This window comes from Luteibacter sp. NPDC031894 (assembly GCF_050273135.1).
In the GTDB taxonomy this organism is placed as follows: Bacteria; Pseudomonadota; Gammaproteobacteria; order Xanthomonadales; family Rhodanobacteraceae; genus Luteibacter.
On record NZ_JBNNMV010000001.1, the window covers coordinates 592,094 to 611,362 of the forward strand.

19 protein-coding genes are annotated in these 19,269 nt (G+C 67.2%); 17 read left to right on the forward strand and 2 right to left on the reverse strand.

Going from position 1 to position 19,269, the window contains the following annotated elements; genetic code table 11:
- Positions 1–122 precede the first annotated feature (122 nt).
- Genes ACQKIE_RS02920 through ACQKIE_RS02930 form a run of 3 tightly spaced genes read left to right on the forward strand, consistent with a single transcriptional unit; the run spans position 123 to position 2,505 of the window.
- Positions 123–368: a FeoA family protein gene (locus tag ACQKIE_RS02920; protein ID WP_427455587.1), complete on the forward strand. Its 246-nt coding sequence runs from the start codon at positions 123–125 to the stop codon at positions 366–368.
- Positions 365–2,212: a ferrous iron transporter B gene (feoB, locus tag ACQKIE_RS02925; protein WP_427455590.1), complete on the forward strand. Its 1,848-nt coding sequence runs from the start codon at positions 365–367 to the stop codon at positions 2,210–2,212. Before ACQKIE_RS02920 ends, feoB begins: the two co-directional genes overlap by 4 nt.
- Entirely contained in the window at positions 2,209–2,505 is a 297-nt protein-coding gene (locus tag ACQKIE_RS02930) for a DUF6587 family protein (RefSeq protein WP_427455592.1), read from the forward strand. Before feoB ends, ACQKIE_RS02930 begins: the two co-directional genes overlap by 4 nt.
- 15 nt (positions 2,506–2,520) lie before the next feature.
- Here ACQKIE_RS02930 and ACQKIE_RS02935 read toward each other — a convergent pair whose 3' ends face one another.
- Positions 2,521–3,999, reverse strand: coding sequence for a phospholipase D-like domain-containing protein (locus tag ACQKIE_RS02935; protein WP_427455594.1), 1,479 nt, complete (start codon positions 3,997–3,999; stop codon positions 2,521–2,523).
- Between the two features lie 70 nt (positions 4,000–4,069).
- Between ACQKIE_RS02935 and ispG the strand changes: the two genes are divergently transcribed.
- From ispG to ACQKIE_RS02955, 4 genes are all read left to right on the forward strand, one after another.
- Complete coding sequence (gene ispG, locus ACQKIE_RS02940) at positions 4,070–5,329, forward strand: flavodoxin-dependent (E)-4-hydroxy-3-methylbut-2-enyl-diphosphate synthase (RefSeq protein WP_427455596.1); 1,260 nt, start codon at positions 4,070–4,072, stop codon at positions 5,327–5,329.
- 69 nt (positions 5,330–5,398) lie between these two features.
- The gene (locus ACQKIE_RS02945) at positions 5,399–6,229 is read left to right on the forward strand and encodes an aldo/keto reductase (protein ID WP_427455598.1); all 831 of its coding nucleotides are present in this window, start codon (positions 5,399–5,401) and stop codon (positions 6,227–6,229) included.
- A 1-nt stretch (position 6,230) separates the two neighbouring features.
- Positions 6,231–6,584 (forward strand): hypothetical protein, encoded by a 354-nt coding sequence (locus ACQKIE_RS02950; RefSeq protein WP_427455600.1) that lies wholly within the window; start codon positions 6,231–6,233, stop codon positions 6,582–6,584.
- A gap of 107 nt (positions 6,585–6,691) precedes the next feature.
- On the forward strand, positions 6,692–7,006 hold the full coding sequence (locus tag ACQKIE_RS02955; protein WP_427455602.1) for a hypothetical protein: 315 nt from the start codon (positions 6,692–6,694) through the stop codon (positions 7,004–7,006).
- Between the two features lie 14 nt (positions 7,007–7,020).
- On the opposite strand, the gene ACQKIE_RS02960 is transcribed toward ACQKIE_RS02955, so the two are convergent.
- Positions 7,021–7,713 (reverse strand): YdcF family protein, encoded by a 693-nt coding sequence (locus ACQKIE_RS02960; protein ID WP_427455604.1) that lies wholly within the window; start codon positions 7,711–7,713, stop codon positions 7,021–7,023.
- A gap of 169 nt (positions 7,714–7,882) precedes the next feature.
- On the opposite strand from ACQKIE_RS02960, the gene ACQKIE_RS02965 reads away from it, so the two are divergent.
- From ACQKIE_RS02965 to ACQKIE_RS03010, 10 genes are all read left to right on the forward strand, one after another.
- Positions 7,883–8,506, forward strand: coding sequence for an XrtA/PEP-CTERM system exopolysaccharide export protein (locus ACQKIE_RS02965; protein ID WP_427455606.1), 624 nt, complete (start codon positions 7,883–7,885; stop codon positions 8,504–8,506).
- A 36-nt stretch (positions 8,507–8,542) separates the two neighbouring features.
- On the forward strand, positions 8,543–10,075 hold the full coding sequence (locus ACQKIE_RS02970; RefSeq protein WP_427455608.1) for an XrtA system polysaccharide chain length determinant: 1,533 nt from the start codon (positions 8,543–8,545) through the stop codon (positions 10,073–10,075).
- A gap of 2 nt (positions 10,076–10,077) precedes the next feature.
- On the forward strand, positions 10,078–10,845 hold the full coding sequence (locus ACQKIE_RS02975; RefSeq protein WP_427455610.1) for a CpsD/CapB family tyrosine-protein kinase: 768 nt from the start codon (positions 10,078–10,080) through the stop codon (positions 10,843–10,845).
- Positions 10,846–10,886: 41 nt separating this feature from the next.
- Complete coding sequence (locus ACQKIE_RS02980) at positions 10,887–12,248, forward strand: outer membrane beta-barrel protein (RefSeq protein WP_427455612.1); 1,362 nt, start codon at positions 10,887–10,889, stop codon at positions 12,246–12,248.
- Between the two features lie 2 nt (positions 12,249–12,250).
- The gene (locus tag ACQKIE_RS02985; RefSeq protein ID WP_427455614.1) at positions 12,251–13,027 is read left to right on the forward strand and encodes a serine aminopeptidase domain-containing protein; all 777 of its coding nucleotides are present in this window, start codon (positions 12,251–12,253) and stop codon (positions 13,025–13,027) included.
- The gene (locus tag ACQKIE_RS02990; RefSeq protein WP_427455616.1) at positions 13,024–13,863 is read left to right on the forward strand and encodes an alpha/beta hydrolase; all 840 of its coding nucleotides are present in this window, start codon (positions 13,024–13,026) and stop codon (positions 13,861–13,863) included. The genes ACQKIE_RS02985 and ACQKIE_RS02990 overlap by 4 nt, the downstream gene beginning before the upstream one ends.
- The gene (galE, locus tag ACQKIE_RS02995; protein WP_427455618.1) at positions 13,860–14,864 is read left to right on the forward strand and encodes a UDP-glucose 4-epimerase GalE; all 1,005 of its coding nucleotides are present in this window, start codon (positions 13,860–13,862) and stop codon (positions 14,862–14,864) included. Before ACQKIE_RS02990 ends, galE begins: the two co-directional genes overlap by 4 nt.
- Positions 14,865–14,944: 80 nt before the next feature.
- The gene (locus ACQKIE_RS03000; RefSeq protein WP_427455620.1) at positions 14,945–16,594 is read left to right on the forward strand and encodes a hypothetical protein; all 1,650 of its coding nucleotides are present in this window, start codon (positions 14,945–14,947) and stop codon (positions 16,592–16,594) included.
- Positions 16,591–18,138, forward strand: a complete 1,548-nt coding sequence (locus tag ACQKIE_RS03005) for an oligosaccharide flippase family protein (protein WP_427455622.1) — start codon at positions 16,591–16,593, stop codon at positions 18,136–18,138. Before ACQKIE_RS03000 ends, ACQKIE_RS03005 begins: the two co-directional genes overlap by 4 nt.
- Positions 18,135–19,268 carry a GNAT family N-acetyltransferase gene (locus ACQKIE_RS03010; RefSeq protein WP_427455624.1) on the forward strand — a complete coding sequence of 378 codons (1,134 nt, stop codon included), beginning with the start codon at positions 18,135–18,137 and terminating at the stop codon, positions 19,266–19,268. Before ACQKIE_RS03005 ends, ACQKIE_RS03010 begins: the two co-directional genes overlap by 4 nt.
- The last annotated feature ends 1 nt before the right edge of the window (position 19,269 follow it).

The window sequence follows — 19,269 nt, forward strand, 5'->3', positions numbered from 1 at the left end:
CGATGATAAACGGCGGTCCATGGTTTATGCCCTCGCCAGCCTGTAGTCCCGTAACTCTTTGTGGGGTGCAGGTCCGACCGCAAAGGCATATAATGCGAACAGTTCTTATTTGAGTAACCCCCGTGCGCCTCTCAGACGCGCCGAAAGGTGCCCATGCCGTGGTCCAGTCCGTTACCGATGCCCATCCCGCCGACCCCATCGCGCAGCGCTTGCGCGATCTTGGCTTCGTCTCGGGCGAGCCGGTGCGGCTGGTGGCGCGCGGCCCGCTGGGCGGCGATCCGCTCCTGATCCAGATCGGCAGCACCCGTTTCGCCCTCCGCAAGAGCGAAGCGGCGCGCGTGGACGTTTCCGTGGGAGGGGCCGCGTGAGCGCCGCGGCCTTGCGGATCGCCCTCGTCGGCAATCCGAACTGCGGCAAGACGGCGCTGTTCAACCAGCTCACCGGCGGCCGGCAGAAGGTCGCGAACTACGCGGGCGTGACGGTGGAACGCAAGGAGGGCCGGTTCGTCGGGCCTTCCGGCCGCACGCTTCACATCCTCGATCTGCCGGGGGCCTACAGCTTCGACGCCACCAGTCCGGACGAGGCGATCACCCGGGACGTCTGTCATGGCCGCTACCCAGGCGAGGCGGCGCCGGACCTTATCGTCTGTGTCGCGGACGCGACCAACTTGCGTCTGCACCTGCGCTTCGTGCTCGAAGTGCGTCGCCTGGGTCGCCCGGTGGTGCTCGCGCTCAACATGATGGACGCGGCCCGCCGTCGCGGCATCGTCATCGACGTGGACAGGCTCGCGGAGCGGCTTGGCGTGCCCGTTGTCGAAACGATCGCGGTGAAGCGGGGCGGTGCCAAAGCGCTCATCGAGCGCATCGATGCCAGCGTCCCGGAGGTCATGCCGGCGCCGATCGACGAGGCCGGGATCGAGGCCCTCCACGCCGAGGTGCGCGCGATCCTCGCCGAGACGGTGACGCTGCCGCGCGACACGGCGGCCATCGACGACGCCATCGACCGCTGGGCGCTGCATCCGGTATTCGGCCTCGCCATCCTCGCCACGCTGATGTTCCTCATCTTCCAGGCCGTGTTCTCCTGGGCCCAGCCGGTGATGGATGCCATCGAGGCGGGCATCGCCACGTTCGGCACGCTGGTGACCGGTTTCCTGCCCGAAGGCAGCGCGTTGCACAGCCTGCTCAACGACGGTGTCTTCGCCGGCCTCGGCGCCGTGCTCGTGTTCCTGCCGCAGATCCTCATCCTGTTCCTCTTCATCCTTGTGCTGGAGGAGTCGGGCTACCTGCCGCGTGCGGCGTTCCTGCTCGACCGCATGATGTTCCGCGTCGGCCTGACCGGGCGCGCTTTCATCCCGCTGTTGTCGAGCTTCGCCTGCGCCATCCCGGGCATCATGGCCACGCGCAGCATCCAGGACCCGCGTGACAGGCTGACCACGATCCTCGTCGCTCCTTTGATGACATGCTCGGCGCGCCTGCCGGTCTACACGCTGCTCATCGCCGCGTTCATTCCGAATCGCAGCGTCTGGGGCGTGTTCAACCTGCAGGGCATCGTGCTGTTCACGCTGTACTTCGCCGGTATCTTCAGTGCGCTGGGCGTCGCCTTCGTGATGAAGCGCCTGCGCAAGGACAAGAGCGAGCACGCGCTCATCATGGAACTGCCGTCGTATCGCCTGCCGAACGTGCGCGACATCGCGCTGGGCCTGTGGGAAAGGGCGATGATCTTCCTGAAGCGCGTCGGCGGCATCATCCTCGCGCTCACCGTGCTCCTGTGGTTCCTGTCCAGCTTCCCGGGGCCGCCGCCCGGAGCGACCCAGCCGCCGATCGACTACAGCATCGCGGGGCGACTTGGCCGCATGCTCGAGTACGTCTTTTCGCCGATCGGATTCAACTGGCAGATCTGCGTCGCACTCGTCCCGGGCCTGGCGGCGCGTGAAGTGGCCGTGGCGGCGTTGGGCACCGTCTACGCGATGTCCGGTAGCGACGATGCGCTGGCCTCGCAACTGGGACCGGTGATCGCGAACCAGTGGTCGCTCGCCACCGCCCTCTCCCTCCTGGCCTGGTACGTTTTCGCGCCGCAGTGCATGTCGACGCTGGCAGTGATTCGGCGTGAAACCAATTCGTGGCGGAATGTCGCCGTGGCGGCGGGCTACCTTTTCGGGCTGGCCTACCTGGCGTCCCTGGCGACGTACCAGATCGCGAGGGCGCTCTCATGACCCTGTTCGAGTGGGTGCAGGGCGCGATCATCGCGGTCGTCGTGGCGGCGAGCGCTTTCGTGGCGTTCCGCAAGCTGTTGCCGAAGACCTCCACGCGGCTGTTGGCTCGCGTCTCGGCAAGCCTCAACCGGAGCGGTCGTGCGGGCGCGCTGCGTTTCCTCGGTCGCCGCCTGCAACCCGCCGCCGCCACGGGCAGCTGCGGTGACGGTTGCGGCTCATGCAACAGCTGCGGACCGGCCGCCCCACGGACAGAAGCCCAGCCCTTGCACTTCAAGCCGCGCCAGCCGTTGTAAGAGCGGTTCCTCGCGCTATTCCGAAGACGACGTGTTCTCGAACCCGGCGGTCCGGTGCTTGCGCCGCCGCCTGAGCGTCCACCAGTTCACCGCCAGATTCACCGCGAACCACGCCCCGATGAGCGCGAGGGGCCATGCGATCGCGGCGGGCCACACGACGGCGATGACCGTCAGCACCAGCGCCGTCGCGGCGCCAGCAAGAATGGGGCCGGTTTCCGCCTCGCCCAGCACGCGGTGTTGCGTGATGGCGGCACCGACGGTATTGGCGATGCGCAGCGCCCCGGCTGCGGCGCGGCCCGAACTGCCACCGGTACGCCGCGGCCGCGGTGGCCGTGGCGAACGGCTGCGCATGCGCTCCTTGCCCGAGTGCCGGTGCCGGCCGCGGAGCAGGATCTCCGTGGCGTTCTCCAGGTCCTGTTCGTACTGGTCGGCGAGCTGCCCGGCGAATCCCGCATCCTCGATCGCCACGTCGATCTCGCGGTTGCTGAGCCAGCTGGCGATGTTGAGGTTCGAGGAACCCACGCGCGCCCAGCGGCCGTCCGCGACGGCCGTCTTCGCGTGCAGCATGGACCCGTTCCATTCGAAGACACGGATGCCTGCCTGGAGCAAGGGCCGGTAGCCGGAGCGGGACATGCTCGCCACGACGGGGATGTCGCTGCTGCCGGGCACCAGCAGGCGGACGTCCACGCCATCGCGTGCCGCGGCCGACAAGGCTTGCACGTACGGCGCCACGCCGACGAAATAGGCATCGGTGAGCCAGAGGGTCTGCGTGGCCATGGCGGCGACCATCTGGTCGAGGCGGTACATGCCCGCCGTGCTCGGGTGCGTCGCGATGACCCGCAAGGACACGTTCCCGGCTTCCGGCAGTTCGACGAGCGGCTTCACGCGATCGTCCTCCGGGAGGGGCTCCCCGGTCTCGCGCCAGCTGTCCGCGAAAGCGAGTTCGATCTCGGCCACGGCGGGCCCGCGCAGCATGACGCCGGTGTCGCGCCAGGGCGGCACGTCGCGCCCGGGGTCGCCCAGCCATTTCTCGCTGACGCAGACGCCGGAGAGGAAGCCGGTCTCGCCGTCCACCACCAGGACCTTGCGATGGTCGCGGCTTACCCAGCCGAACGAGCTGCCGAGACTGGGCGGGTTGTAGATCCGCACCTGGCCGCCCGCCTGTCGCAGCGGATTCCAGAACGAGGAGCGGGATTGACCGAGGCAGCCGGCCCAGTCCGCGATGACCGCGACGAAGACGCCGGCCTTGGCGCGTTCCACCAGGGCATCCAGGAAAGCATGGCCGATGGCGTCGTTGCGGACGATGTAATTTTCGAGGAAGACGTGGCGCCGCGCCGAAGCGATGGCGGCCAGCCAGGCGTCGAAGTGCGCGCGGGCATCGATCAGCAGCTCCACGGCGTTGCCGCCGATCAGCGGCGCCCCCGCACTGCGGCTCAGTGCCTGCTCGGCGAAAAGACGGTTAGAAAACCCAGTGGCATGGTGGCGGACGTTCATGGTCCGGCAGTGTATCGTCGTCGACACCGCATAAGGCGGCTGTCATGCCGATGCGGTAAAATCGGCCGTTATGACCGAAGACCTCTCCAGCCGCCCGCGTCCCGCGGAAGCCGGCGCACGCCGCCCCAGCACGGGTGTCCAGATCGACCAGGTACGGGTCGGCGGCGGCGCGCCCATCGTCGTCCAGTCGATGACGAACACCGACACCGAGGACCCGGTCTCGACCGCGAAGCAGGTGGCCGAGTTGGCCCGCGCGGGTTCGGAAATGGTCCGCATCACGGTGAACACACCGGCCGCCGCCGCCGCCGTGCCGCGCATCCGCGAGCGCCTGGAGATGATGGGCGTCTCGGTGCCGTTGATCGGCGATTTCCACTACAACGGGCACCAGCTCCTGGAAGGCGAGCCCGCCTGCGCCGAGGCGCTGGCGAAATACCGCATCAACCCCGGCAACGTCGGCTTCGGCAAGAAGAAGGACGCCCAGTTCGCCTCGATCATCGAGATGGCGATCCGTCACGACAAGCCCGTGCGCATCGGGGCCAACTGGGGCTCCCTCGACCAGTCGATGGTCGCCGCGCTGATGGACGAGAACGCGGGTCGGGCGAATCCCTGGGACGCCAGCCACGTGGCCCGTGAGGCGCTTATCCGCTCGGCCCTCGATTCGGCCGCCCGCGCCGAGGACCTGGGGCTGTCCCGCGACCGCATCATCCTGTCCTGCAAGGTATCCGGCGTACAGGAACTCATCGCCGTCTATCGCGACCTCGCGCGCCGCGGCGATTACGCGCTGCACCTCGGGCTGACTGAGGCGGGCATGGGCTCCAAGGGCATCACCGCGTCGGCCGCGGCGCTGGGCGTGCTGCTGCAGGAAGGCATCGGCGACACCATCCGCATTTCGCTCACGCCGGAGCCGGGCCAGTCGCGCACGACGGAAGTCATCGTCGCGCAGGAGCTGCTGCAGACGATGGGTCTGCGCGCCTTCACGCCACTGGTCACCGCCTGCCCGGGTTGCGGTCGCACGACGAGCGAGTTCTTCCAGGAACTGGCAAAGACCGTCCAGGGCCACGTGCGCGAAAAAATGCCGCTGTGGCGCGTGAAGTACGATGACGTGGAGAACCTGACCCTCGCCGTGATGGGATGCGTGGTGAACGGGCCGGGCGAGTCGCGTCACGCGAACATCGGCATCTCGTTGCCTGGCAACGGTGAGGCGCCGTCCGCGCCCGTGTTCATCGATGGCGAGAAGGCCATGACGCTACGCGGCGACCATATCGCGGAAGAGTTCGTCGCGATCCTCGACAACTACGTGGAAACCCGCTACGCCGCCCGCGGGGACTGACGCTCCGTCACGCCGCGTATGCGCTGCCATCGGTGACCATCGGGGGTGGTCCAGTGCAGGAGACAAGGCATGGCAGTGAACGTACCCTCCCTCACCCTCAACGACGGCCATAGCGCGCCGCAACTCGGCTTCGGAGTCTTCCAGATTCCCGATGCCGAGACCGCCGATGCGGTCGCCACCGCGCTTGCTTCCGGCTATCGCTCCATCGACACGGCGGCGATCTACGGCAACGAGCGTGGCGTGCGCCAAGGCATCGAGCGCTCCGGCGTCGCGCGTGCCGACATCTTCCTCACCAGCAAGCTATGGAACGCCGAGCAAGGGTTCGACGAAACCTTGCGTGCCTTCGACGCCAGCATGGAGCGGCTCGGCGGCGATTACCTGGACATGTACCTCATCCACTGGCCGACACCGAAGCGCGATCGTTACCTGGATACCTGGAAGGCGTTCATTCGCTTGCGCGAGGGAGGCCGGATCCGCTCCATCGGCGTCTCCAATTTCCTCCCCGGCCACCTCGAGCGCCTCATCGGCGAGACGGGCGTCGTTCCGGTGGTGAACCAGATCGAGCTGCACCCGGATTTCGCTCAGCGCGAGTTGGTCGCGGCCCATGCGAAGCACGGCATCGTGACCGAGGCGTGGAGTCCGCTGGGGCAGGGCGGGGACCTGTTGAAGAACCCGGCCCTCGTCCGGATCGGCGAGAAGCACGGCAAGAGCGCCGCGCAGGTCGTGCTGCGCTGGCACGTCCAGTCGGGCTACATGGTGATTCCGAAGTCGGTGACGCCTGAGCGTATCGCCGCGAACATCGATGTCTTCGATTTCGACCTGTCGCCGGACGAGATGCAGGCGATCGATGGACTGGACACGGGCAACCGGATGGGTCCGCATCCGGAGGAGCTGAATTAGCATGCGTCAGACGATTCTCGCCTTCTTGCTCGCAGTGGCTGTGGTGCCTTGTGCCACGGCCCAGGTCACGCCCAGTCGGCCGAGCGCTGCCGATCCCGCGAACAAACCGCCACCGCTCCCGGCGCCTTCCACGTCGATCCACCCGAATCCGGCCGCGGCCCCCGTGCAGCCGGCTTCCGATGCGGGGGCGACGGAGCGTGGCCTTGCTCCTGTCGAACCGGGCAAGCCCGGCGTCACCCACCGCGTGCAGGACGCCAACACCAACGGCCACGACGCGCAGGGCCATGTCCTCGATCCGAACGGCAAACCCGTCGGGCAGAAACCGGCGCAACCGTCGCCCGCCACCAGCCGCTGAGGCCACCGGCTTCCCACAGGACATTCGTAACCCGTGCAGACGCTGATTCGCACGCTTTTGCGCCGGTGCGCTACCATCCGGCGGATGCAGTCCGTTCGGGGGTGACGATGAAACGTGTGATCGCCGTGGCCGTCCTCGTGGCCGGACTCGTCGGATGCCAGGGCATGGCGGCGAAGATCGCCCGGCTCGACGTGGGGACGCCGCGGGACGAGGTGATCGACCGCCTCGGCCGCCCCGACTCCGACCGAAGCATCGTGGGATACGAGGTGCTGAGCTGGCTGGACCGCCGGCCGGGCCGGTTCTCGTTCTCGCACAAGGACTACACGGTCGTCCTGAAGGAAGGCAAGGTCGTCCAGTTCGGCCCCGGCCTGATCCGGCGCGATGGCAAGACGACGCTGCAAATCGAGACCGACGACCCGTAGCGGTGGACCTTCGCTCAGGCCCAACCACGCAAGTGGTAGAACCAAAGGGCTACGCGTTCGCGCAGGCAGCGGGCGGTGAGCGTCAGGGCGTCGCGGCGAGGTAGCCAACGAGGTGCCAGGAGCAGTCGTTGGCTCGTGTCGACCGTGGGTACCGGCCAGACCCGGAGGCCCTCTTTGCGGAACGATGCCGAGGCTCGGCGCATGTGGATCGCCGACGTAACCAGGAGGACGTCCGAGGCACCGTTTGCGGCAAGCATGGCCGACGAGTTGAGTGCGTTCTCATGCGTGTTCCTGCTGGTGTCCTCCACGCGCAGGTCCCGCGCGGGAACGCCAGCGGCGGCGTAACCTTCCGCGAGCGAGCGCGCCTGGTCGCTGCCCGAGACCAGGAGAAGCGGAGCGTACCCGGCGCGCCAGAGGACGAGCCCCTGGCCCGCCCGAGTCGTCGGTCGCGCCCAGTCTGTTCGTGGAAGCATGCCGCCGCCGAGCACGACGATGGCGTCGGCGCGCGCGGGGCGCTCCTGTCCCGGTGTCGCCAGGGTGCTCCTGAGGGCAAGGGCGAACGCCGGCGTCGACGCCACCCATAGCCATGACAGCGCGATCACTCCGACCCACGCCGCCGGCACCGGACGTCGCTTGAACACCAGGCAGAGCGACACGACCCCGAGCAGCAACGCCTGCACGGCCGGGTGGATGAGTCGCGCGGCCATGTCGAAAGTTTCCGTCAACGCGTCGTCACCTTCATTTGCTGCCGCGAAGCATCGCCTAAAGGGCCCGGCGACGCTGTCGGTCGAATGGCATAGGCGGGCTGTTGAATGGACGCCAGACCGCATTGAAATGACGATACCGCTCACGAAGTCACAGGGGCGGGTGCACATCATGAAGGTCTGGAATCGCGTCGGCACACTCGCTGTCGCCCTGCTGTTGGGCGCATGCGCCACAAGCGGAAGCACCTCGCCGCCACCGAAGGCCGCTGCCGAGAGCCAGGCGGTTGCCGCCTACCTCATCGGCGTCGACGACCAGCTCCAGGTCACGGTGTGGCATAACCCGGACCTGAGCGTCAGCGTGCCGGTGCGGCCCGATGGAAAGGTCACGGTGCCGCTGGTCGGCGATGTCGCCGCGGGCGGCAGGACCACCGAACAGGTAGCCGCCGAAATCCAGCAGAAGCTCGCCCAGTACATCCGCGATCCGCAGGTCGCCGTGATCCTCACCGCCCTGCGCAGTCACGAATACCTTTCGCGCATCCGCGTCACCGGTGCCGTGCGCAGCCCGATCTCGATTCCTTATCGGCAGGGCATGACGGTGCTCGACGCGGTGCTAGCCGCCGGCGGTACGACCGAGTTCGCCGCGCCCGACCGCACCGAACTCTATCGTCGAAACCAGGGTGGCGACACGCAGTCGTACGCGGTGCGACTCGAAAAGATCCTCCAGCAGGGCGATCTGGCGAACAACTATCCGGTGCAGCCTGGTGACGTGATCACCGTTCCGCAACGTGCTTTCTGACCGACTCCGCCGCAGGCGGATGCAAGGGGTGATTCGATGAGTGGGGATCTCGTTCCTTTCGCGGGCATGCTGCCCGCACTGATCGGCGAAGCACGCAGGCGCCGCATCGCGATGGGTGTCATGTTCGCCGCCATCGCACTCGCGGCCCTCGCGGTAGGTGCCGTCTGGCCGAAGAAGTACGAGGCATCGACGACGATCCTCGCGCAGGAAGCCAGCATCATCACGCCGCTGATGGAAGGCGCCGCTTCGGCCACGACGAACAAGGACCGCGCGGGTATCGCCCGCGACGTGATCTTCAGTCGCAAGGTGCTCGATGAGGCCCTGAAGACCGGCGGCTGGTTGACCGGCGACCTTTCGCCCCTCGCGCGCGACAAGCTCATCGAAGGCATCAAGTCGCGGACGAAGATCGTCAACAACCGCGACAACCTCATCACGATCAGCTATTTCGACTCCGACCCGCAACGCGCCTTCCAGGTCACCCGTGCCTTCGGCCAGCTCTTCATCAGCGAGAGCCTGGCGTCGAAGCAGCGCGAGAGCCGCGAAGCCTATGAGTTCATCAACAGCCAGGTCGAGGCGTACCGCGCGAAGCTCACCGACGCGGAAGACAAGCTCAAGGCTTACCGCGACAGCAACGCCGACGCGCGTCCCGGCAGCGAAACCGATACCAACTCGCGCATCAGCCAGCTCCGTACGCAGATCGAAAACAATCGCATGGATTACATGCAGAAGCAGTCGCAGGCTTCGGCGCTCAGTGCACAGCTCAATGGCGAGTCCGAGGTCAACGCGGTGCAGACGGTCGGCGGCATCTACCAGACCCAGCTCGCGGACCTGCAGGGCCAGCTCGACAAGCTTCGGCTCAATTACACGGACGAGTACCCGGACGTCGTCCGCCTTCGTCACCAGATCGAGGACCTGCGCAAGCAGGCGCAGACGGCCGATGCGCAGCGCACCCTTGGCGGTGCGATGCCCCTCGACCATGCGGTGACGATGAATCCTGTCTACCAACAGATGCGCCTGCAACTGGCGGCCGTGCGCGGCGACGCCGCGGCGAGTGCCGCTCGCGTGTCGGCCAGCGAAGCGATGCTGCAGTCGGAGTTGGAGCGCAGCAAGCGCATCGCCAATTCCGAGAACGTCACGGCCGAGCTGACCCGCGACTACACGGTCAACCGCGATGTCTACCAGGACCTGTTGAAGCGCCGCGAGAACGCGCGTGTGTCGATGAACCTGGACGCCGAGCAGCGTGGCCTGACTTTCCTCGTGCAGAACCCGGCCGTCATGCCGCTGGTGCCGTCGGGCCTGCGCTTCATGCACTTCAGCCTCGCGGGTCTGGCCCTGTCCCTGGCGATCCCGTTCGGTCTGCTCTTCGCCGTGGCGCGCTTCGACCCACGCGTGCGTTCGGTGCCGCAACTCGAACGGGCGACGGGCTTCCCCGTCCTGGCGACCATTCCGTTCTATCCCACGCCGCGTGACCGTCGTCGCGAACAGCTGCACAACATGATGCTGGCCATGATCGTCGCGGGCGTCGGTGCCGTGTACCTCCTGGTGTTCTGGCTGAGGATAAAGGGTTGACGATGAATAAGATGGCCGCTGACAACATCGAACTCGGCGACGTCGTCGCCGCCCGTCACGGCGAGGCACACGCGACGCCCGGTCACTCCATCGCGCGGATGCGCGAGGAGGGCGGCGCGCTGGCCCCTATCGACTGCGAGCGCAAGCGCCTGATCCACCGCGAGGACTCGGTAAGGCAGCAATCGGACGCTTTTCGCGGCATCCGTACGCGCCTGCTCGAGATGGCGGGGGAGAACAACTTCGTCACCCTCGTCGTCGCAGTCAGCCCGCGCTCGGGTGGCAGCTTCGTCGCACGCAACCTCGCGACCGCCTTCGCGTTCGACGAGTCGAAGACGAGCCTGCTGATCGACTGCAATCCACGCTACCCGAACCAGCACAAGGCGTTCGGCGTGGAGCCGCGAACGGGTGGCCTGGTCGACTTCCTCGAACACCCCTCGCGGGGCATCGCGTCGATCATGTATCCGACCGGGGTGCCGCGCCTTCGCCTGATTCCGTCCGGGCGGCCGCGGGAGAACAGCGGCGAGTATTTCTCGTCGTTCCGCATGCGTGCCGTGCTGGACTCGCTGCGCTGCCGATATTCGGACCGCTACCTGTTCCTCGACGGGCCGCCGGTCAAGGGGTCGCCCGATGCGCGAATCCTCTCCGACCTCGCCGATTTCGTCGTCCTCGTGGCTGGCTACGGGCGCGATACCCCGGCGTCGATCAACCAGGCCGTCGCCAACTTCGACCCCGCGAAACTCGCCGGGGTGGTGTTCAACCAGTCGCCTTGAGCGCAGCCCCCTGGAAACCACGGGGGCATAGGGGAGGGATCATGCCGGCGTTGTCCAGGCTTACTTGCGCCATCGTGGTCGGACTTGCGGCAGCGCCTTCCATGGTGCTGGCGGGGACGCTCAATTACACGCTGTATGGCGGAATCGAGCACAGCAACAATATCGCCCTGTCGTCTGATAACCCGGTCAGCGAGAACGTGCTGACGCCGGGTGGTACGTTCAATTTCACGCAGATGGGTTCGACCTTCCAGGCCAACGTGGCCGGCACCGTCGAATACCGGAAATACCTGCAGAACCATTTCGATTCGCAGCTGCAGACGCAGATCGCGGGGCAGGGCAACTGGACGGTCGTCCAGGACCGCCTCGATTTCTCTGTCGAGGATTATGCGGGCGTACAGCCGGTCGACCAGCTGGCCAGCGACTCGCCGGACAACCAGCAGCAGACCAACGTGCTCGTCGTGGGGCCGACGTTACGCATGCGCTTCGGCGAGGCGGCGCGTGGCCAGTTCGAATTGCGCTACATCAACAGCTATGCGTCCAAGGTCGACGAGTTCGATTCGTCACGCGGCCTGGCCGCCTTCCGTGTTTTCCGCGACCTGAGCCCCACCGACACCCTTTCCGGCAATGTGGAGTTTCAGCGCGTCGATTTCGACAACCAGCCCGAGGACGCGAACTACGATCGCAAGGAAGCGTTCGTTCGCTATACCAGCAACCTCGCGCACTTCGATGCCGACGTCATGGCCGGTGGCAGCCGACTGGAGTTCGACAGCGGACGCAAGGCATCGGCTCCCCTGGTGCGGATGCGCATCGGTTGGGACCCGACGCCACGCAACGCGTTCACTGTGACGGGTGCATACCAGTATGCCGACGCCGCCCAGGACATCATCACCACACCGGGTTCCTTTGGCGCGGGCATCGCCAGCGACCAGGCGGAAGCGATCGATCCCTTCGCCGCGAGCGGCGGTCTTGGCACTGGGATCGGCTCGGGGATCAGTACCGGCAGCAGTGTCATCGGTTCGCAGGTCTACAAGGAGCGTCGACTCGATGCCACGTGGAACTGGCGCGGAGAACGCCTGACGCTGACGGTCTCGCCGTCCTTCAACAAGCTGCGGTACCTCGACGATCCGACCTTCGACCAGAACGACCGGGGCGTCAGCGTCGGTATCGGCTATCGCCTGCGCCCGACCGTGACGCTGAGCGCGTTCGGCACGCTCGACAAACTCACTTATCAAAGCCTCGACCGGAAGGACACGACCGTCCGCCTGGGGCTGAGTCTTACCAAGCAATGGAACCCGCACTGGAGCGGACAGGTCTCGCTGCTCCGCGACAGGCGCAGCAGTAATGCCGCGGGGCAAGACTATCGTGCGACCAGCTTCTTCGTCGGCGTGGTGTACCGGAGATGAGCATGCGACCCGACGCGGAACTTCCCTTTTTCTTCGGGACCGACAGCGACCTCTTCGGGATGTACCACGCCCCCGAGCGTCCGGCGCGACGCGGCGTCCTCATGTGCGCGCCGCTCGGCCAGGACCTGATCCGCTGTCATCGCCTCTATCGCCAACTGGCTCAGGCACTGGCCGCGCAAGGGCTTGCCGTGCTCCGTTTCGACTACCACGGGACCGGCGACTCGGCGGGCGGCAGCGCCGACGTCGACTGGGAGCGTTGCGTTTCGGACACCGTGGTCGCCGCCGCGGAGTTGCGCGCACGCGCGCGCGTCGATCGCGTCGTGGCATTCGGTGCGCGTCTTGGTGGCAGTCTGGCCATGTGCGCCGCCGAGCAGGCCCGCTTCGGCGAGGTGATCGCGTGGGACCCGGTGCTGGAGGGCGACGATTACGTCTCGGCGCTGGATGCCATGCAGGCCGCCTTGCGCGAGGACGCGGGGCGCTTCACGCGTCCGCGCAGCCATGCGGACATCGCCGAACAGTGGTTGGGATTCGACGTAGGCGAGCGGCTTCGTGAACAGCTCTCCGCGCTCTCGGTGGGCGCAGCGGACGTGCCGACCCTGGTGCTCGACTCGACGGCGGACGCGCAGCCCTCGCGCTGGGACCGCATTGCTTCGTCGCACGGCGCGATTGCCGCCATCTCGCCGCCGACACCGTGGAACGATTTGCGCCGCCTGGAAACCGCGATTCTCTCGCAGCCGGTGATCCAGGCCGTCAGCGGCCACTTGAGGGAAGGTGCATGATGCGCGAGGAAGCCCATCGCTTTGGCCGTGGCAGGCACCTCGTCGGCATCGCCGGCGTGCCGGAGGGAGCCGCCGGTGAAACCGGCGTCATCGTGCTCAACGCGGGCCTGGTCCATCGCATCGGCCCGTTCCGCCTGCACGTGGAACTGACCCGTCAGCTCAATGCGGCGGGCTATCCGACGCTGCGTTTCGACCTTTCCACCCTCGGCGACAGCAGCGCCACCGGCGGCGGGCAGACCCGCACGCAACAGGTGTGCGCCGACCTCGGGGACGCCATGGAACTGCTGAAGCAGCGGGCGGGTTGCGAGCGCTTCGTGCTGGTCGGACTCTGCTCCGGTGCGCAGAACGCGCACATCGTCGCCGCCACCGATCCACGCGTCTCCGGCGCGGTGTTCCTCGACGGCTATGCGTATCGCACCCTCGGCTACAAGTTGCGCCACTACCTTCCGCGCCTCGTCGATCCCGGTCGCTGGGCGCGTCTCTTGCGTCGTCCTTCCGGTGGCGCGGCGAGCGGGGCCAAGACCGCGTCGGAGCCGGTCTTCGCCGTGGCGCCGGCGCCCCGAGAAGAGGTCATCGCCGATTTCACCGGCATGGTGTCGCGCGGCATGAAGCTCTACCTCGTCTATTCCGGCGGCATCAGCAACTACTTCAACCACGCGCGGCAGTTCCGCGAGTGCTTCGGCAGGGTGATGGACCATCCGGCGGTCACGACGCGCTACCTGGCGGAAACCGACCACACCTACATCCTCACCGGCGACCGTGCCCGTCTTCTCGATGGCATCGGCGGTTGGCTGACCCGCAATTTCCCGCCGGCCGTCGCCGGGAGGCATGCATGAATTCGGTCCTCGTCACGGGTGGCGCCGGCTACATCGGCAGCCACACGGTCCAGCAACTGGTCGAGCGCGGCGAACGCGTGGTGGTGATAGACAATCTCTCCACCGGCTTCCGCGAGGCGGTGCAGGGGGCGTCCTTCGTCGAAGGCAACGCGGGCGACATGGAGCTGGTGTCACGCGTGCTGGAGGCCCACCGGGTGGACGCGGTGTTGCATTTCGCCGCGCACACGGTCGTGCCGGAATCGGTGAGCGATCCGCTCAAGTACTACGGCAACAACACCGGCAACACACGGAACCTCCTTGCATGCTGCGCCAAGGCTGGCGTCGATAAATTCATCTTCTCGTCCACGGCGGCGGTGTATGGAACGACCGATGCAGGCGAAGCCGACGAGGATACGCCGACACGGCCGATCAATCCGTACGGCACATCGAAGCTGATGTCCGAGACGATGTTGCGCGACTGGTGCGCCACCGGCGCCATGCGCCACGTCATCCTCCGTTACTTCAACGTGGCAGGGTGCGACCCGCACGGCCGGATCGGCCACTCCACGCCGGAGGCCACCCTCCTGGTCAAGGTGGCCTGCGAGCATGCCGTCGGCAAGCGCTCGTCCATTTGCATCTACGGCACGGATTACGACACGCCGGATGGCACCGGTGTGCGTGACTTCATCCATGTGGAGGACCTGGCAGCCGCCCACCTGCGCGCGCTGGACCACCTGCGCGACGGCGGCGACTCCATCACGCTCAACTGCGGCTACGGTCACGGGTACAGCGTCCGCGAGGTGATCGAGGCCGTGGCGCGCGCCGCCGGGCATCGCCTGAACGTGCTGGAGCTGCCCAGGCGCCCTGGCGACATTCCGAAGCTCATCGCCCGTAGCGATCGCTTGCGTGACGTACTGGGCTGGCAACCTTGCTACGACGACCTGGACGTCATCGTGCGCACCGCCTTGTCCTGGGAATACCACCTGGCAGGAAGCAGCATCCGCACCGCGTCGGTGGCATGAACGCACGCGTCTATCCGAGTGCCCGTCGACGCAGGCTCGTCCTGCGTGAGGTCGGACCGTCTCCCTCGCCTGGTTCGCCGATGCTCCTTCGCCACATCCTTATCGTCCTAGGCTGCCTGCTCGCGCTGGCTCTCGCGTCGTTCCCTGGGGAGAGCGGCGCGAAAGGCGCGGCTGCGGAAGCCGCTTCGGCGATCCGGAAGATCGACGTTCGCCGCGTGGCAGGGAAAGGTGACGACCTGCCGATCACCGCAGGCATTCCGTTGCCTCCGGGGCTGCTGCGCGATGCGGCCCGCGTGCGGATCCTCGATGGCCGCGGCAACGAGGTTCCCGCGGCGGTCAAGCCGATGCTTGCCTGGCATTTCCGCGACGGCAGCATCCGTGCCGTTCGCGTGCAGTTCCACGGGCCGCCGGGTACCTACTACTTCGCCTTCGACGCGCCACGCGCGAAAGACGCGGCTGGCTGGCCGTACGACGCAGGGCTGGTCGACGGCAAGCCGGCCGCGGTCGCGTCCCTGACGCCCGAATGGCTCACGGCCTCGCTCATCGCCGGACCGCAGTCGGTGGCGACCCGGGACGAGCCTTATGCCCGCTACGTCGATGCACAGTTTCGCTGGGCGGCGGCGCTGCCGACGAAGGACACGACGGCATGGTTGTTCGACCGCCCCTCGACGCTATTCAAGGCGTACGTCCGGACGGGTCGTGCGGATTACCTGGAGGCGGCGGAGGTCAGCTATCGCTGGTACATGGCCGGGATCAAGCGGGACGGCATCCCCGTGAGTCCCTCCTGCGGCGGCGGCTGGGTGCCGGACGGCAAGCCCTGCGACGTGAAGTACGTCTATATCGAGCCCATCCTCCTTGCCGTGGCGTTGACCGGTGACGACTCGATGCACGATGCGTCGACGGTCGCGAAGATGGCGGACCTGTGGAACAGCGGCGGCTGGAACACCCCGCCGGGGCCGTACCGTCACCCGAACGACTATTTCACCGAGCGGCTCGCCGGACTCGGTCTTGTCGAGACGGTGGCGGCCTATGAACTCACCGGTGAACCGCGGTACCGCGAACGCGTCGACGCGCGGGTCGGCTGGTTGCTCGACCACCAGCGCGCGAATCCCGACGGCCTGGGGGACGACGGCTCCTGGCGCAACAGTTGGAACGTGCATGAGAATGATCCCGGCGGCGCCGACGATGTGCGCGGCGCCTCGCCCTGGATGAGCGAGAACATCGTCGACGGTCTCTGGCACGCCTGGCTCGTCACGGCCGATCCGCGCATCCCCGGGATGATCGTCGACTTCGGTCGCTACCTCGAGCGTCACGGCTGGATCGACAGCGACCTGCTCGTGCCACCGCACGACTGGCGCAACGACTGTTCCGGCTCGCACGGCCAGATCGCGTGGTACTGGTCGTCGTCGCAGGCGAAGACGCCGACGCTGATGAAGATCCAGGAGAGCGAGGGCTGGTACAGCGACGGGCACAACGTGGAGCTGGGCCTGCCGGTCGCCGCGGCCTGGTACTTCGAGAAGGACCCGAAGCAGGCGGCAGCGCTCAAGAAGCGCTTCGCCGCGTTGTCGGCGTCCTATAGCCCCGCGTGCGCCGCCATTTCCGACACCGTCCGGCGTTTCAACTGGAACAACCGCGGTGCCGGTGTGGCGCAGTGGATGATGGCGCAACCGGCGGGTGCGGGACTGGCCTCGCCCACGCGAATCGATGCCGTGGCGGGAGGCTCGCCATGAACAGGCGCCTCGCGGTCCTGCGCAGTGTCGGCATCGTCACGGTGTCCACGTACATCGAGTACGCGCTCGGGCTGTTGATGAGCGTCTGGATCGCTCGCTCCCTCGGACCCTCGGACTTCGGCCGCTATGCGTTCACCGTGTGGTTGTGTGGCTGGTTGATCGTCTGCTCGAACCATGCGCTGACCACCTCGTCGACGAAATTCATCGCCGAGGCGGACGGCATGGGCGATCCCGGCCTCGCCTCGCATCTCGCCGCGCGCTTCTCGCGAATCCAGACCATCAGTTCGGTCGTCGTGATCGGCCTCTTCGTGGCGGTCGGTTGGCTGGTCCGGCCATCCGAATGGGGTGACTCGCTCCTCCCGATCATGGGTCTTGTCGTCGTGGCTGTCGTTGCCAAGGCCAATTACGCGATGCTCGTCGCCATCGGCAAGGGACAGGAGCGCTTCGAACCGGAAGCCGTCGCCACGGTGGCTGGAGGCATCGTCGGCATGCTGCTGGTCCTCGCGGCGATGTTCATGCACGCGGACCTGGTGTCCTTCGTCGCGCTGTTCGCCATCGCGTGCCTGCTCCTGAACCTCATCAACCGCGTGGCCTATCGGCGTTGTTGCCGTCCCTTTGCCAGCGGTCCCATCCCGCCCACCGTGGCGACGCGCGTAAACCGGCACCTGCGGCTGACCGCCGCGCTCGTCTTGATGGGATCGTTCCGCGTGGGCACGATCGAGGTCTTCCTGCTGACGACCTTCACCGGCTCGGTCGCCGTGGGTTACTTCGCCATCGCCGGCACCTTGACCCGCGGTGCCGTGCAGTTGTTCTCGGTCGGGCTCACGTCCACCTTGCTGCCGTACATGGCGAAAACCTATGGCGAGAGCGGCACGTCGCGCGCCGCGCGCTTCCTGTCCGAGGCCACGCGGTTCTATTGGGCCGTCGGTATCGCCATCGCGGGGTTGGGCCTTGTCACGACGCCGGAGATCGTGCGGCTGATGTATGGGACGCGGTACGTGGATGCGATTCCCGCCATCGAGGCAACCCTCGTGCTCGGCGGTCTGCTGCTCATCGGCAACGGCATCGCCGCCTTCCAGACCGTGGTCGACCGGCAGGACGACCGTATCCGTATCGCAGTCGTCGCCCTGGTCGCGAATGCCGTGCTGGGTGTCGCTCTCGTGCCGGTGTTCGGCCTGGCCGGTGCGGTCGTGACCTATGCCGGCACGCGCGTCGTCGAGATGGCCCTGGCCGTCCACTACCTGCGTAAGGCGACGAGTGGCGGTTTGCCCGTGGCCGCCATGTCGCGGCTGTTCGCCGTGGGGCTTGTCGCGACGCTGGCCGCATGGGCCGCCACGGCGGCGACGCCGTCCCGTCTTGGCTTCCTGGTCGGCGCCGCCGTCTTCATGGCGCTCTATGTGCCGGGTAGCATGCTGGCCCGCTACTGGACCGGCGACGACTTCCAGTTGATGACCGGCATCGGGCGACGCCTCGGGCCGCCCGGTCGCGTCCTCGTGCGTATCCTCGAATGCGTGCACCCGCCCGTGGCCAAGGCCAGCCCATGAACTACGTCGGCTCAACGCTCCACACCCTCGATGCGCTTCGCGCGCTGCGTGACGAACTGGCGCAGGTCGCCGAGCTGCCCGGCGCCGCCAGTGGCATCGTGCAGCATCCGGACTGGATCGAATACGAGGTGTCGAGCCGGCACGACGGCACGGTGCCGCATGTCGTGGTCGTCCGCGATGGCGACGGGCGCGTGGCGGGTTACGTGCCGCTGCTCGCCATCGAGCATACGGCGCGGCTGGACGTGGCCGGGCGTCGCGTGAACCTCTACCGGGGCGCGGCGCTGCGCCTCCTCGGCGCCGGTGTGGTGGCTAGTGAGGCGCAACGCGCGACGGTCGAGTTCCTGGCGTCGCGGCAGCTGGCTGGCGACGCGGGTATCCGAGTCGTCCGCATCCAGGAAGCCGACCTGCCCAATCGCTTCGCCTCGGCCCTGTCCGCGCACGGCGGCTTCCGTACGGTCGCGGCCAACCTGCTGGACCAGGTGCACTGGTCGATCGACCCCCAGCCGTCGTCCGAGGCATGGCTCGCGGGGATGGAGAAGAAGCAGCGCACGGACCAGCTGCAGCGCGTCGGCCGCGCCTATCGCAAGCTCGGCGGGGATGCGGCCCTTCGCGTGTTCGACCGCGGCGACGACATGCCGGAATACTGCCGCCTCATGAACGAGGTCTATGCCCGCACCTGGCACCACGACGATTTGCCCATCGACTGGGAGGTACCGGAGCGCGTCGCGTTGTTCCGACGGCTCGCGGATGCCGGTCAGCTCATCGGACACATCGTCGTGCGCGATGGTCGGCCACTCGCTTATGTGCACGGTTACCGCATCGGCGGTACCTACCTCGTCGATGACCTCGGCTATGACGAGGACGTGGCGAAGGCAGGCATCGGCTCGGTGGCCGTGTTCCAGGCCGTGCGCGGGCTGCTCGACCGCTTCCCGGGTGAGCGCGTCAGCTTCGGCTACGGCGACAACCAGTACAAGCGGCTGCTCGCCACGCGTACCGAGCCCTGCGGGTCCCTCTACGTCGTCCGCGCCACGCGGGCGACGGCGGGATTCCATATGTACGCGCCGGTACGCTGGTTTTACCGCGGGTTGCATCGTGTGCGCACGGACCTCAAGGCACGAAACGCCGGCTGAC